Annotated in this window: 14 protein-coding genes; 2 read left to right on the forward strand and 12 right to left on the reverse strand. The window is 42.1% G+C overall.

Annotation, left to right across the window (positions count from 1 at the left end; genetic code table 11):
- Window positions 1-52 precede the first annotated feature (52 nt).
- From TZ97_RS06285 to TZ97_RS06305, 5 genes are all read right to left on the reverse strand, one after another.
- Window positions 53-298: a YneF family protein gene (locus TZ97_RS06285; RefSeq protein ID WP_003005109.1), complete on the reverse strand. Its 246-nt coding sequence runs from the start codon at window positions 296-298 to the stop codon at window positions 53-55.
- A gap of 55 nt (window positions 299-353) precedes the next feature.
- Entirely contained in the window at window positions 354-1,604 is a 1,251-nt protein-coding gene (locus TZ97_RS06290) for a diaminopimelate decarboxylase (protein ID WP_045759765.1), read from the reverse strand.
- A gap of 95 nt (window positions 1,605-1,699) precedes the next feature.
- Complete coding sequence (locus tag TZ97_RS06295; protein WP_003008369.1) at window positions 1,700-2,386, reverse strand: Bax inhibitor-1/YccA family protein; 687 nt, start codon at window positions 2,384-2,386, stop codon at window positions 1,700-1,702.
- A gap of 28 nt (window positions 2,387-2,414) precedes the next feature.
- Complete coding sequence (locus tag TZ97_RS06300) at window positions 2,415-2,906, reverse strand: HDIG domain-containing metalloprotein (protein ID WP_013904023.1); 492 nt, start codon at window positions 2,904-2,906, stop codon at window positions 2,415-2,417.
- An 82-nt stretch (window positions 2,907-2,988) separates the two neighbouring features.
- Complete coding sequence (locus TZ97_RS06305) at window positions 2,989-3,735, reverse strand: TrmH family RNA methyltransferase (protein ID WP_045759766.1); 747 nt, start codon at window positions 3,733-3,735, stop codon at window positions 2,989-2,991.
- 73 nt (window positions 3,736-3,808) lie between these two features.
- On the opposite strand from TZ97_RS06305, the gene TZ97_RS06310 reads away from it, so the two are divergent.
- Window positions 3,809-4,087 carry an acylphosphatase gene (locus TZ97_RS06310; RefSeq protein ID WP_045759767.1) on the forward strand — a complete coding sequence of 93 codons (279 nt, stop codon included), beginning with the start codon at window positions 3,809-3,811 and terminating at the stop codon, window positions 4,085-4,087.
- Window positions 4,088-4,164: 77 nt separating this feature from the next.
- Complete coding sequence (yidC, locus tag TZ97_RS06315; RefSeq protein WP_013904026.1) at window positions 4,165-5,082, forward strand: membrane protein insertase YidC; 918 nt, start codon at window positions 4,165-4,167, stop codon at window positions 5,080-5,082.
- A gap of 161 nt (window positions 5,083-5,243) precedes the next feature.
- On the opposite strand, the gene greA is transcribed toward yidC, so the two are convergent.
- The 7 genes from greA to TZ97_RS06350 all read right to left on the reverse strand — a co-directional run bounded on the left by greA (window position 5,244) and on the right by TZ97_RS06350 (window position 13,542).
- Entirely contained in the window at window positions 5,244-5,726 is a 483-nt protein-coding gene (gene greA, locus TZ97_RS06320) for a transcription elongation factor GreA (protein WP_013904027.1), read from the reverse strand.
- A gap of 57 nt (window positions 5,727-5,783) precedes the next feature.
- Window positions 5,784-7,310, reverse strand: coding sequence for an endolytic transglycosylase MltG (gene mltG, locus TZ97_RS06325; protein ID WP_459542873.1), 1,527 nt, complete (start codon window positions 7,308-7,310; stop codon window positions 5,784-5,786).
- Window positions 7,311-7,369: 59 nt separating this feature from the next.
- Window positions 7,370-7,879, reverse strand: coding sequence for a GNAT family N-acetyltransferase (locus TZ97_RS06330; protein WP_200893078.1), 510 nt, complete (start codon window positions 7,877-7,879; stop codon window positions 7,370-7,372).
- A 12-nt stretch (window positions 7,880-7,891) separates the two neighbouring features.
- Entirely contained in the window at window positions 7,892-8,308 is a 417-nt protein-coding gene (locus tag TZ97_RS06335; RefSeq protein WP_045759769.1) for a GNAT family N-acetyltransferase, read from the reverse strand.
- An 82-nt stretch (window positions 8,309-8,390) separates the two neighbouring features.
- Window positions 8,391-9,725 (reverse strand): UDP-N-acetylmuramate--L-alanine ligase, encoded by a 1,335-nt coding sequence (gene murC, locus TZ97_RS06340; RefSeq protein ID WP_045759770.1) that lies wholly within the window; start codon window positions 9,723-9,725, stop codon window positions 8,391-8,393.
- Window positions 9,726-9,734: 9 nt separating this feature from the next.
- Window positions 9,735-10,388, reverse strand: coding sequence for a hypothetical protein (locus TZ97_RS06345; RefSeq protein ID WP_045759771.1), 654 nt, complete (start codon window positions 10,386-10,388; stop codon window positions 9,735-9,737).
- Between the two features lie 55 nt (window positions 10,389-10,443).
- Window positions 10,444-13,542 (reverse strand): DEAD/DEAH box helicase, encoded by a 3,099-nt coding sequence (locus TZ97_RS06350; protein ID WP_045759772.1) that lies wholly within the window; start codon window positions 13,540-13,542, stop codon window positions 10,444-10,446.
- Window positions 13,543-13,712: the final 170 nt, after the last annotated feature.

Genomic DNA, 13,712 nt, shown 5'->3' on the forward strand with positions numbered 1-13,712 from the left:
TAAGAAATTCCTCCAAGCCCCTCTCATTTATTATCGTGAGATTGCCCCACTCTTATTTTTTCTTGTTTTTCGCCATTGCTGATTTTTGTTGGTTCACAATTTGGCGATAGACTTGTTGAACTTTTGCTTCGCTTGGACGTTGGCCGCTCGCACCTAAAAGCGTACGAACTGCTTCAACATTCAAACGTGGGTTTGATGCAAATTCTTTTTCAAATTGACGACGAAGCAAGAACATTCCTGCAACCATCCCACCAAAGAAAGCTAAAATAATCAACAAAATTCCTAAAAAGAGATTCATACAATTTTCTCCGATCCATTATTTTTACATAACTATCATTATATCAGACAATCGCTTATTTTTCAATGTCAAAGCCGTAGAGTGTCGCAAGATAATCTTCTGGTTTTTCTGCTCGACGAATCAAACGGGCATGCCCATCTTCTTGAAGCAAAACTTCTGCCGAACGCAACTTGGCATTGTACTGGTACCCCATTGAAAAGCCATGGGCTCCAGTGTCATGGATCACAAGTAAATCTCCAATCTCCGTCACGGGTAGTTCTCGTTGTTTGGCAAATTTATCGTTATTTTCACAGAGACTTCCCACTACATCGACCACTTCAGTCGGTTCCTCTGGACGATCCATATTGGTGATATGGTGATAAGCACCGTACATAGCCGGTCTAAGAAGATTCACCGCTGAAGCATCGACGCCCACATAGGTCCGGTAGGTTTTCTTTTTATGAGTAACTCTGGTTACCAGGAGGCCGTGTGAAGCTAGCATAAAGCGACCAAGCTCGGTATAGATTTTCACATTACCAAGTCCTGCCGGTTTGAGAATCTCATCAAAAACGCGTTGCACACCTTCCCCAATAATGGCAATATCATTTGGTTCTTGTTCTGGTTTGTAATTGACCCCAACTCCACCAGAAAGGTTGATGAAGCCCAAGTGGACACCTGTTTTCTCGACGACTTCTACTGCCAATTCAAAAAGTTGACGCGCTAACTCTGGATAGTAGTCGTTGGATACAGTATTAGAAGCCAATAAAGCGTGAATACCAAACTCTTCCACACCTAGTTCTTTCAACTCGATAAAGGCTTGGATCAATTGCTCCTTGGTCATTCCAAACTTGGCTTCTTCAGGATTGTCCATAATATCGGTTCCCAGTTCAAAAACTCCACCAGGATTATAGCGGCAAGAAATAACCTTGGGGATGCTGGTCACAGACTTCAAGAAAGCAATGTCTTCATAGGCGTCCAGATTGATAGTTGCCCCTAATTCTCTCGCATAGACAAATTCATCAGCTGGCGTGTTGTTAGAAGAAAACATGATTTCTTTCCCACTAAAGCCCAGTTTATCCGCCATTAACAATTCCACGTAGCTGGCCGTGTCGACTCCACAGCCCTCTTCTTGCAAAATTTTTAGGATCGATGGGTTAGGAGTCGCCTTGATGGCAAAGTATTCCTTAAATCCTTCATTCCAAGCAAAAGCTTGATGGAGGGCACGAGCCGTTTCACGAATTCCTGCTTCATCATAGAGATGGAAAGGGGTAGGAAATTCTTGGGTCAGACTTTCTAATTGTTCACGGGTTACAAAAGGTGTTTTCATAAGCGCTCATTTCTATTCTTTAGTCACTATTAGTATAGCACAAGTCGGAAGACAAAAAAAGCCGAGGCAACTGCCCCAGCTCAAGCTCTCTTTGATTAGTCGTTTCTTCCGAAGATACGAAGAAGGCTGATAAAGAGGTTGATAAAGTCAAGATAAAGTTCCAAAGCCATTGCTACTGCCCAACCTGTAGCAGGTTGACCATTTGTTTGATCATAGACATAGCGAATCTTTTGGTTATCCCAAGCTGTCAATCCTGCAAAGAGGAAGACAGAGATGATACTCAAGATATAGTCCATTCCAGAACTTCTCAAGAACATGTTCACAACAGAAGCGATGATCACACCGATCAAGACTCCCATCAAGGCACGTCCCATTCCAGACAGGTCCTTTTTCACGACGCGTCCGATAGCTCCCATGACAATAAACATCAAGGCACTGACCAAGAAAGCCTTATAGACCGTCGCTTGCATGTAGCGAGCAATGATAAAGCTCAACGTAAAGCCATTCAAAGCTGAGTAAATCAAGAAGATCGGAAGAGCAGACGGGCTATTTTTAACAGCCTTCCCACTTGCAACAAAGACCAAGATCAATTCTACAACCACTGCTGCATAGTAAACCATTGGTGCTGTTGTCAAGATTTGAACGAAGAAATCTTGAAAGACCGTCATCATAAGACCAGAGACAAGGGCTGAAATCCCAACACCGATCCCAACTAATGAGTAGATTTTGTTATAAAAAGCATTCAATCCACTTTGTTCTTGGATTACTGAATCATTATACATATAAACAAGTTCCTTTCAAATTTGTTTACTATGATTTTAACATTTTTCGATGAAAAAATCTCCTTTTGGCCATCTTTTTACGCCAAGGTTCTGAAGCTTCCTTAACAGCCCAGTATTTATCCACCATGGTCACCACGAAGGATTCTTTGTAGCGAGGCGGAGCAAGGGTAGCCCCCCACATGTGTTTAATGATGATATCTTCTTCCTTAGCATTAAGATCTGTAATCTTTCGCGCATTTCTCACGGCAATGCGTGGATGGATCCAGGCGTGACTCTTGGTAAACTTAGTCTCGCGCCAATCATAGTAAAAGAGGTCATGTAAAAGCCCACCCCGAGCCGTACTTTTAGCATCCCAGCCAAATTTTTTAGCCAGTTTATAACTAGTATAGCTAACATGAATGGAATGCTCCAAACGATTGGAATGAATATGATGGGGGATGTCGGCTAATTTTTGAACCTTAGGGTGCTGAATCAACTGTCCCACATAGGTCATGTATTCTTTGTCACGATGATATTGCATCAGATCACCACCTTTCCTTGATAGGCTCTCCCAATAAGATTTCCACCAATTTCTTTTTTCAACTTAAGTATACTGCTTTTTCTCAAAAATTCCTTAAAGAAAACATCAAAATTCCTGCTGCCACTGCAACATTCAAACTCTCGGCCCGACCTGGCATAGGAATATGAACCAGCTGGTCTGCTTGTGTCGCCATTTCCTGGCTGATGCCATTTCCTTCATTACCCATTACCAAAATCAATTGATCAATCTGAGGGAGCTGACGGTAATCGATGGAAGCTTCTGATAGCGTCGTTGCGAGGACCGCTAGATTGGATTGACTAGCTCGTTCAAACAGTTCTTCTCGGTCCATTTTCCAGATAGGAAGATGGAAATGACTGCCCTGCATGGATCGAAGAGTCTTGAGACTGTATAGATCTGCGGATGCTTTCGAAAGCATGACACCATCAAAGCCGGCCGCATCTGCTGTTCGAATCATGGTTCCCACATTACCTGGATCTTGGACATCCTCCAAATAGAGGTAACGACCTTGTAACTGATCTGGAAGTTCTGGCTGCTCTATAAGAATCTCTGCGACAATTCCTTGAGGGGTCTTCGAATCAGCCAAGAGACTCAAGATCTCCGAAGTCACGACAGTGACGTTTTGGATATTCTCTACCCGGTCTAAATAGGCTTCTAAAACAAAGATCTGACGAATCTCCGCCTGATTTTCTACTGCCTCTTCAAAGAGATGCCAACCTTCAATGAGATAGGAATCTGTCCGATATTTTTTTTGATGTAATTTTTTAGCATTTTTGATTACATTATTGGATTTAGACGTTATAATATTCATAGACCTATTATAGCACAAAGAAAAAGAAGAAATCATGCCTCAGATAGATTTCTTCGAGTCAAGGAGGATGCACATGCAAAAGGTAAAAATGATTGCCCAAGGACGGGTTCAAGGAGTTGGTTTTCGCTGGGGAGTCTACAGTCTTGCCTTGGAGATTGGTGGGATCACTGGCCGTGTCTGGAATAATGACGATGGGACGGTTGGTATTCTAGCTCAGGCAGAGTCTAGCAGTCAAATGGCCAAATTCATCCAAGAAATACGCAAAGGTCCTACGCCGTTTGCGCATGTGACTTATTTGGATGTTACGCTAGCAAACTTTGAAAACTATAGGGACTTCAAAATTGCAAATTAAGACTAGAGAACTATTGTGTATTTTCAAAAAAAACAGTAGAATAGAAAGGTAACATTAAAAAAAAGAAGGAACGATTTGTGAAAAAAAATAAACTTGCATTATTGGCATCGATGGGACTAGCTTCGCTCGTCTTCTTATCAGGATGCGTGAGTGTCGATCGGAAAACTGGAAATCCAACTGGATTGATCTGGAATCTTCTTGGCCGTCCAATGGGCGAAGCCATCAAATTCTTTGCTAATAACCTTGGATTGGGCTTTGGGATCGGGATTATTATCGTCACCTTGATCGTGCGTTTAATCATCTTGCCACTTGGTTTGTACCAATCATGGAAGGCAACCTACCAATCTGAAAAGATGAACTACTTAAAACCCATCCTTGGCCCAATCCAAGAGCGCATGAAAAACGCTAGTACACAAGAAGAAAAGCTATTGGCACAACAAGAATTAATGGCTGCTCAACGTGAAAATGGGGTGAGCATGTTTGGTGGAGTTGGGTGTTTACCACTCTTGATCCAAATGCCATTCTTCTCTGCCCTCTTCTTTGCAGCTCAGCACACCAAAGGGGTAGCAGAAAGTAGTTTCCTTGGTATTGCTCTTGGAAAACCAAGCTTGCTCTTGACGGCTATCGTAGCGGTTCTCTACTATATCCAAAGTATGCTCTCTCTTCATGGAATTGAAGATGAAACCCAAAAGGAAAGCATGCGTAAAGCATCATTGATGAGCCCGATTATGATCGGTGTCTTCTCATTGATCTCTTCAGCCGGAGTGACTCTTTACTGGGTAGTCGGTGGGGTAATCCAAATTATTCAACAATTTGTGATCAACTACTTGATTCGTCCAAATCTTCGCAAACGGGTCGCTGAGGAATACAAAAACAATCCTCCAAAAGCGACTAGTCACCGTGTGAAAAAAGACGTTACACCAACTGCAACGACACAAATTCAACACAAACCAAAAAACAACCGCAATGCAGGAAAACAACGCAATAGAAAGTAGTACAAACTTCTAAATTCTAGCGGAATTACTTAAGCACCTGAACCCTCTAGTTCAGGTGCTTTTTTAATCCCTTTCAATCAATCAACGAAAAATTTACACCCTCACAAGGGGATTAAGAGCACAAAAAAAACAAGCCCTCTTGGAGAGCCTGCATTTTATAGTTACGCTGTTTTTTCTACGTTCAAAATTTTCACTTGGTAGCTTCCAGCTGGTGTTTCAACAGTGACCACATCACCTGTTTTTTTACCAATCAAAGCGTGACCGATTGGGCTTTCGTTCGAGATCTTCCCTGCAAAGGCATCTGCCCCTGCTGAACCGACGATGCTGTATACTTCTTCATCTGTTTCGCCAACTTCTTGAACTGTAACGGTTTTTCCGATCGCTACTTCGTCTACTGCAACAGCGTCACTATCGACGATTTCCGCATAACGGATTTTTGTTTCCAAACTAGAGATTTGACCTTCCACAAAAGCTTGTTCATCTTTTGCCGCTTCGTACTCAGAGTTTTCTGAGAGGTCACCGTATGAGCGAGCGATCTTGATCCGTTCTACGACTTCAGGTCGACGGACTAATTTCAATTCTTCTAATTCTAGTTCTAATTTTTCTTTTTCTGCTAGGGTCATTGGGTATGTTTTTTCTGCCATTATTCTTCTCTTTCTATTATTTGAATGAAAAAGCTGTGGACGCGCCACATGCTTTTTCTAGTTTGAACTTGCTTGTGTCAATTTACTATTGACGTGTTCTTCTACATTTTTATTGTGTTCTTCGTATGTCTTAGCGAAGAAGACTTCACCGTTTTCGACATTTGCAACAAAATACAAGTAGTCTGTCTTACTTGGGTTCACCGCCGCTTCGATCGCTGATACTCCAGGGTTATCCACTGGACCAGGCATCAAACCGGTATTCTTATAAATATTATAAGGTGAATCCAGCTCTGTATCGATCGTTGCATCTTCTTTCAAGGTCGTCTTTTGACCAAGCTTTCCTTCGGCATAAAGAATTGCAATATTACTTTGCAAAGGCATATCTTGGTTCAGGCGGTTATAGAAGACACTTGCGATGTCTTTGCGGTCTTGATCTGTCGCCCCTTCTTTTTCAACCAAGGAAGCAAGGGTCAATACTTCGTTTACATTGATGTTCTTGCTCTCAAGTGTTTCATAATACGGGCTTAAGTTTTGATCCATGGCCGCCAGCATCTGATCGATCATTTCTTTCACTGTGGTATCTTTCCCATAGTTATAAGTAGCTGGGAAGAGATAACCTTCTAAACGGTAGCGAACACCAGAATCCTTACCTGGCAGATTCGCCAAGAGCTTAGGATATTTGGCCACCATCTTCTCAATAAAGGCATCGTCTTGGACAGCCTTCAAGAAATCTTCTTTCTTAAATGGAGTCTTGCCTGCCTTCTTAGTGGAGACATCGGTAGTGATAGCCGTCGCAATCTGATCGATCGTATAACCTTCTGGAATCGTCACCTTCCCAAGAACTGGAGCCTGAGGAGTTTTGGTTCCCTCTTCCTGCAGTTTTTGGATGATGGTTTCTAGATCCATGCTCTTTTGAAGGTTGAAATAACCGGATTTGAAATTGCTATAGTTCTTGAACTTGGTATAGTAGTTAAAGAACTGACCATTTTTCACGAGTCCTTTTTTCTCAAGGATCGCGCCAATCTCACGATTACTTGAACCTGCTGGAATCTCAACCGTCACGAATTCTGTTGCATTTTTATCCATTGGCTTGACAGCTGAATGGATATAGGTCACTGCAAAGATCCCGGTAGCCACGATCACGATCAACAAAAGGCTAACCACTGTACGAACGATGCGTTTGGCGATTTTATTTTGTTTCTTTTGTTTTTGTTGGCGCTGGTTACGAGAAGAGCGCGATAAGCTTTCCTCTACCGGTTCCTGACTTGCTTCTTTTGTAGCAAGCTTTGTAAGCTCACTCTGTTCTTCCACTGCAGGAGTCGCCTTTTCTGGCTCCACTGGTATTTCCGTGGAAGCCACAACAGCTTCTTCTTTTGGAGGTGGTGTCGCTTCTTCCTCCTCTTTCAGTGAAGAAGGGGTTTCAATGCTTCGATCAGGTAGATCATACTCTTTTTCGATCTTTAGAAGTTGCTCATTGGCCTCTTCTAAGTCTCTGAGGATCTGCTCTTTGAAGCTTAATAACTTCTCACTGTCTTGTGATTTATCAGTCAAATAATTGACCTCCCTCATCATAATCCTTAATATTATATCTTAAAAGATTTAGAAAAGCAATACAAATCGCCCTTCTTCTTCAAAATACCTATTTAATCAAGGTTTTCATTTTCCCAGACCAGATTGTACCAAACTTCACCCGCATATTGGGATTTAGAAAGACCTTCATTGGTGAATCCTTGCTTCTCGTAATAAGGAATCAAATAATCATGACAAGTCAAATTAATCCCTTGACGATGATCTTTCACCGCAATCTCTTTGAGTGCATCAAGCAAGAGGGTTCCAACCCCTAGTCCTTGGGCTTCTTTGGCAATGGATAGACTCGTGATGGAAATAAAACCCTGTTCTAGATGGCTTAGATCTTCAACCTTTGAAAAAGAGGAATCGATCAAATAGCGCTCCGGTCTAACAGGTCCTTCTAAGTACCCTAAAATCTGACCTTGGCACTCTGCTACAAGAAAAGTCGCTTGAATCTTTTCAATGTGATCTTTTAAAATCTCACGCGCAATCGCTTCTTCTTCTGAGAAATTCTCAAGCTCAATGCGCTCGATGGCATCCAAATCCTGCAGCTCTGCTTGTCTAATGTGAATTTTTTCTTTCATCATTTACTCTTTCTATCGTTCCCAAACCATATGGACACCCCGATCAGACTCAGCTTCATCTCGAAATCCTTGCTGGGCAAAGTAAGAAAGTAAATCTTCTGAACAATCGATCCAAATGGCTTTCTTTTCCTTTTGAACAGCTAGATCTTTTAAAGCAGCGATCAGAATCGCACCATATCCTTGACCTTGAAAGGCAGGCCTCACTGCTAATCGCAATACGATGAGGTCCCCCTTTAACTGCTGATCTTCTGTCGCCAACAAGTAAGCCACAATATCGCCACCCTGCTCTGCAAGCAAAGAAATGGCTTCCTTCGAACCTAGCGCTTCCTCAAGAGTGGCCTTGTGCTCTTTTACTTCATTGTCATGAAGTTCTTCTTCTAGCAATAACAGTTGTTCTTGATCAGCCGGGGTGATTTGTCGAATCATCATCCTGCTCTCCTCATTTCATGATTCTTCAGCGGACAGATAAATTTGAGTCCGGAACCAATCGATTCCAGACTCAATCATCTCTTTATTGGACACTATGTGTCAAACTAGATAATAAACGCTCAAATGAGTATTCATAGGTTTGAATATCTCCAGCTCCCATAAAGACATAGACCGCATTGTCATGGTCAAGAAGAGGAGAAACATTCTCAGCTGTAATAATCGCTGAACGTTTGACAATTTTTGCTTCCAAATCTTCAACCTTCACATCTCCGTGATCGACTTCCCGTGCAGAACCATAGATCTGTGCCAAGTAAACAGCATCTGCTTGATTCAAAGCTTCTGCAAATTCATCTAACAAGGCAATCGTCCGTGTAAAGGTATGTGGTTGGAAAATAGCCACAATCTCTTTACTTGGGTATTTTTGACGGGCCGCATCCAAGGTTGCAATAATTTCCGTTGGATGATGCGCAAAGTCATCGATGATCACTGTTCCATTGACTACTTTTTCAGTGAAGCGACGTTTCACGCCAGCAAAGGTCTTCAAATGCTCGCGGACTAAATCTAAGTCAAATCCTGCAATGTAGAGCAAACCAATGACTGCTGTAGCATTCATGATATTGTGACGACCAAAAGTTGGGATATGGAATTGCCCCAAGTCTTCTCCACGGAAATGAACATTGAAGGTTGAACCAGTCGTTGAACGAAGCAGGTTGCTTGCCACAAAATCGTTCGTCTCCTTATCAAAACCATAGTAATAAATTGGTGCTGATGAGGTAATCCGACGCAATTCTTTGTCTTCTCCGTAGATGAAGAGGCCTTTGCTGATTTGTTTGGCATAATCATTAAAGGCATTAAAGACATCTTCCAAGCTCGTGAAATAGTCTGGATGGTCGAAGTCAATATTGGTAATGATGCTGTATTCAGGATGGTAAGGCATAAAGTGGCGTTCATACTCATCTGATTCAAAGACAAAGTATTTGGCTGCTACAGAGCCACGACCTGTCCCGTCACCAATCAAATAACTGGTGTCAGTGATATTTGATAAGACGTGAGAAAGCATCCCTGTTGTCGAGGTTTTTCCGTGTGCTCCGGCAACCCCCATACTGACAAAGTCATGCATAAATTCACCAAGGAATTCATGGTAGCGTTTATAGGTTAGGCCATGCTCATCTGCATAAGCGATTTCCACATTGTTATCTGGACGGAAAGCATTCCCGGCAATGAGGATCTTGTCGCCTTCCAAATTTTTCACATCAAATGGATAAATTTGAATTCCTGCTTGTTCCAAGCCACGTTGCGTAAAGTAATACTTCTCAACATCTGACCCTTGAACCGTATGTCCCATTTGGTGAAGCATGAGGGCTAAAGCACTCATCCCTGCTCCTTTAATTCCAATAAAATGGTATGTATTAGACATGTTTTCTCCTTATTCTTGATCTAGATGGGTTAAATCCAATTCTTGCTTGATCGGCTGTGGTTTCAACTTGTGCTGATCTTTATTGTATATTTGGCTAGTCTTTAAGAAATCATAATTGTTTTTCTTTTCAGTCGGTTCTGCCACTTCTGGTTCTCCTGCAGATTCGAACTCTGCAAGGATCAACAACTGATCTTGTCGCAATCGTTTGCTATATTTCAATAATTCGCCTGGGTTTTCCTTTTGGAAGGGAGCTGTTGGTTGACCAGGTTTCCGTTCTGAAATAAACGGTTTTTTCCGCTTACTTGTAGTAGCTACTGGATCCGTTGTCAGATAGGGAGCTGTGCGTTTCTTTTTCAGATCTTCACGCGCACGCTCTCTCGCTTCCTCTGCATAACGGTTGGCAGGACTTTTTTTATCAATCGGCTCTTTAAAATCAGGTTTTCTTACTGGCCGTCTTTTCGGTAGGGGCTCTTCTAGTGGTTGGTGGTAAGGATGCTTAGGTTTGGTATTTTCAGCAATCGGTTGCCATTCCAAATAATTTTTATCCACATAGTCGCCTGTAATGTTACTAATCAAATCTGTTTCATCATACAGGTTCATGTGAGGCATCTCTGTTAACATCAACTCATTATCCCCTACTTGAGGAAAATATTTTTCTGTCATGTTTTCTTCCTTTCGACACTCCATTAATTATAAACTATTCACAGAATTTTTCAAGCTATTCTGATTGAATTCCAAGAATCTCACGAATTTCCTCAACCGATAAACTAGATCGTGTTTCCGTTCCGTCTAAAATCGTTGAGACCAAGTGTCTTTTGGAAGCTTGTAGTTCTTGGATTTTTTCTTCGATCGTACCACGAGTAATCATGCGGTAAACTTCAACATTTTGTTCCTGTCCCATTCGATGGGCACGTCCAATAGCCTGGTCTTCCACTGCAGGATTCCACCACAAATCGACTAAGATGACCGTATCGGCACCAGTGAGGTTCAATCCAACCCCTCCAGCCTTCAGAGAAATGAGAAAAGCATGGCGCTCACCTGCATTAAAAGCATTGGTCATTTCTTGTCGATCTTTAGCGGGAGTAGAACCTGTGATTTTAAAGGAGGTCATACCAAGCTGGTCAATTTCCTGCTCTAGGATATCCAGCATGCCTCTGAATTGGGAGAATATCAAAACCCGGTGTTCGCCATCCTTGATTTGACCCAAAAGATCTCGAAGGCTCTCCAATTTCCCACTATCTCCTTGATAGTCTTCCATAAAGAGGGCGGGGGTATCACAGATTTGGCGAAGGCGCATGAGTCCAGAGAGAATCTCCACCTTGCTCCGATTTAGTTCTTCCTCACTAGAGGTTCGAACTCGATCTTGAATTTGTTTTAATTGAGCCAAATAGATCGTTTTTTGGCTTTCATCCAACTCATTGTGGTAGGTTGTTTCAATTAAGTCCGGTAATTCTTGGAGCACTTCATCTTTTTTCCGTCTCATGACGAACGGTTTGACAAAGCGCGCAATGGTCTCAGGACTCATTTTTTGAAATTCTCTTTTAGCTGGGAAGAGCCCTGGAAGGACAATTTGGAAAATAGACCAGAGTTCACCCACATGGTTTTCAATCGGTGTCCCAGATAAGGCAAACACATGCGGAACCTCAAAGCCACGTAAATGTTGGGCAATCTTGGTTTGGGCATTTTTCATGACCTGGGCTTCATCTAGAATCAAGTACTCATACTGATTCTTCTGGTATTCCTCCACATCTTGACGGAAAGACGCGTAACTAGTGATAACTACCTGTGGATTGGTTGCGATGAGTTCATCTCGGTGCTGCTTGTGACCATAGACGACTACCACTTCCATCTGAGGAGCGAATTTTGAAAATTCTTGTTTCCAATTGTAGATGAGACTAGATGGAGCTAGAATCAAGATTTTAGTTTCTTTTTTTGCGACACTGGTCAAGAAGGAAATAGTCTGCAGCGTTTTCCCAAGCCCCATATCATCCGCTAAAATACCACCAAAACCATAATGATTTAACATGGAGAACCATTTAACCCCTGTTTCTTGGTAATCCCTTAGGGTCGCTTGGATTGTCATCTGAGGGAGTTGGAAGTCTTCTGGATGAGTCAAATCATGAGCTAAATTTCGAAAGTCTTCTGAAAAATGAACATTGTCTTGATCTGCCAACAAATCAGATAGCTGATAAGCGGCAATCCGGCGGGCTTGTAGTTTCCCACCCTTGCTCATTTTCGCCCGCAGATCTGCTAAGGCTCGACTGATCTTCTTGGTTTCTTCATCAAAGACAAGAACTTTCCCTGTATGGCTGACAAAATAGTCTTTTTGCCCTACTAGAGCTTTGAGGACCTGGTCCACTTCGGCTGGATCCACACTTTCAAAGTCAAAACCGATCTCCAGTAGACTGCCATTGGTTTTAACATCAATTTTTGGACGCTCCACTTGATAAAGATCTAAAAGGCTATCAGAGAGGGTAACCTCTCCTAAGGCTTCAAAAGTCGGGATCTGTTGGTGAAAGAATGGATAGATTTGCTCACTTGATAAAGGACTTCTTTGGGAAGAAAAATCATCCGTAAAACCTGCTGCTAGCATGGTTGAAAAGACTTCTTGCTCCTTATCGAAATCACTAGAATAAGGAAGATTGAGAAGTTCCTCACGCGTGGTCACCACACGATCCTGGTATTGAAAGACAACATCCAGTAATACAGTCTGATCCTGTGCTAGATCAAAATGAAATTCCGGAGTGAAATCGTGGATTAAAAAGCTGGTCGGGGCTGTTATTTGTCCCAGTTTTTTGAACTCTTTTAAACTATAGGAAAGTTTGGTCTGATCCGTTGGATCAAAATGCAGGCGTTTTTTGCGATCCTGATCCATTGGAAGATCTTGGATCGCCTTCCATAAGGTCCGCTGTTGGGGCGTCAGGTGATAGAAGACACCATTTCGAAACAGGTAAACAGCAGACTCGACAACCTTCACTTGTGGCTCCGTAATGATCAATTCGTAAAAATCACCATGGTCTTCCACCTGAAAATGAAAGAGATCTTCCTCCCCATGGACATCCTGAAAATAGACTTCAGAAAAATCATACAAGCTATATTGCAAGAGGAAGGAATCCAAATTCATCAGTAATTCTACAGCTTCTTCAAATAGAGTCGGTGGAAAATAAAGATGGCGCCCAGCATTGGGAAAGAAATCTTGCTCTTTTGATCCACTATCTGTGACCAAGCCTTGTAGGAAATTGATCACATCCTGACTAGGTCCATCAAATTCTAAGTAAGAAATAGGTTCATAGTAACTTTTGCCAATTGCAAAATGGCCTTCTTTCTGAAGGGTCTGCAAAAAAGCTAGCACATCTCTGATCACATAAGAACGCTCGTCTGGCAAGCGACGAATGCGAAGGGTCCACAAGAATTGACCAGAGTATTCATCCTCCTGCCCAACTGCCGATAAGACATAGCGTGTTTCTTTTTTTTCGATTTTTGGAAGGACCTGGTCTAAAAACAAACTTCCAAAAGAAACCTTCTCCTGCGTTTCTTCAGTCGCCGTGGCGTCTTCTTCAAGACTTGCAAGAGCTGCTTTCCCACTGTCATCATTCTTCAAGAAAGCTTCTACAGCTGCCAGATGCGTACAGAATTTTTTCTTTTGAAAGAAAGCACAGCTACAAAAAACGGCATCGTCGTCTAAACTGTACCGCAAGCTTTCTTCTTCCACCCGAAAATACAGGTATTTTTCTTTTACTTCCTGAAGGGAAACTTTCCCAGCTTCATAGAGAAGGCTCCCTTGTGAACGAACCTTCCCAGGAATTAATTTTGCCATGTTTACCACCTTAGATTAATCCCTTTATTATACCATATTTAAGATAAAATTAGAAAAGATAATTTTACTATTAAAAGGATTTTAACTTACTTTTAGAAAAAAACTGAGACAGTCTTGTCCCAGCTTTTCACCTGATTTCGTAACAGAGTTACCTCAATCAGCTATCCATG

It is taken from the genome of Streptococcus parasanguinis, assembly GCF_000963275.1.
Lineage (GTDB): Bacteria > Bacillota > Bacilli > Lactobacillales > Streptococcaceae > Streptococcus > Streptococcus parasanguinis_B.

Excerpts from the sequence above, each read along its gene's own strand:
- murC (WP_045759770.1), bottom strand. The coding sequence starts at position 9,725 with ATGTCTAATACATACCATTTTATTGGAATTAAAGGAGCAGGGATGAGT.
- greA (WP_013904027.1), bottom strand. The coding sequence starts at position 5,726 with ATGGCAGAAAAAACATACCCAATGACCCTAGCAGAAAAAGAAAAATTA.
- TZ97_RS06285 (WP_003005109.1), bottom strand. The coding sequence starts at position 298 with ATGAATCTCTTTTTAGGAATTTTGTTGATTATTTTAGCTTTCTTTGGT.
- TZ97_RS06305 (WP_045759766.1), bottom strand. The coding sequence starts at position 3,735 with ATGAATATTATAACGTCTAAATCCAATAATGTAATCAAAAATGCTAAA.
- TZ97_RS06300 (WP_013904023.1), bottom strand. The coding sequence starts at position 2,906 with ATGCAATATCATCGTGACAAAGAATACATGACCTATGTGGGACAGTTG.
- TZ97_RS06335 (WP_045759769.1), bottom strand. The coding sequence starts at position 8,308 with ATGATGATTCGACAAATCACCCCGGCTGATCAAGAACAACTGTTATTG.
- TZ97_RS06290 (WP_045759765.1), bottom strand. The coding sequence starts at position 1,604 with ATGAAAACACCTTTTGTAACCCGTGAACAATTAGAAAGTCTGACCCAA.
- TZ97_RS06345 (WP_045759771.1), bottom strand. The coding sequence starts at position 10,388 with ATGACAGAAAAATATTTTCCTCAAGTAGGGGATAATGAGTTGATGTTA.
- TZ97_RS06310 (WP_045759767.1), top strand. The coding sequence starts at position 3,809 with ATGCAAAAGGTAAAAATGATTGCCCAAGGACGGGTTCAAGGAGTTGGT.
- TZ97_RS06295 (WP_003008369.1), bottom strand. The coding sequence starts at position 2,386 with ATGTATAATGATTCAGTAATCCAAGAACAAAGTGGATTGAATGCTTTT.
- TZ97_RS06330 (WP_200893078.1), bottom strand. The coding sequence starts at position 7,879 with ATGAAAGAAAAAATTCACATTAGACAAGCAGAGCTGCAGGATTTGGAT.
- TZ97_RS06350 (WP_045759772.1), bottom strand. The coding sequence starts at position 13,542 with ATGGCAAAATTAATTCCTGGGAAGGTTCGTTCACAAGGGAGCCTTCTC.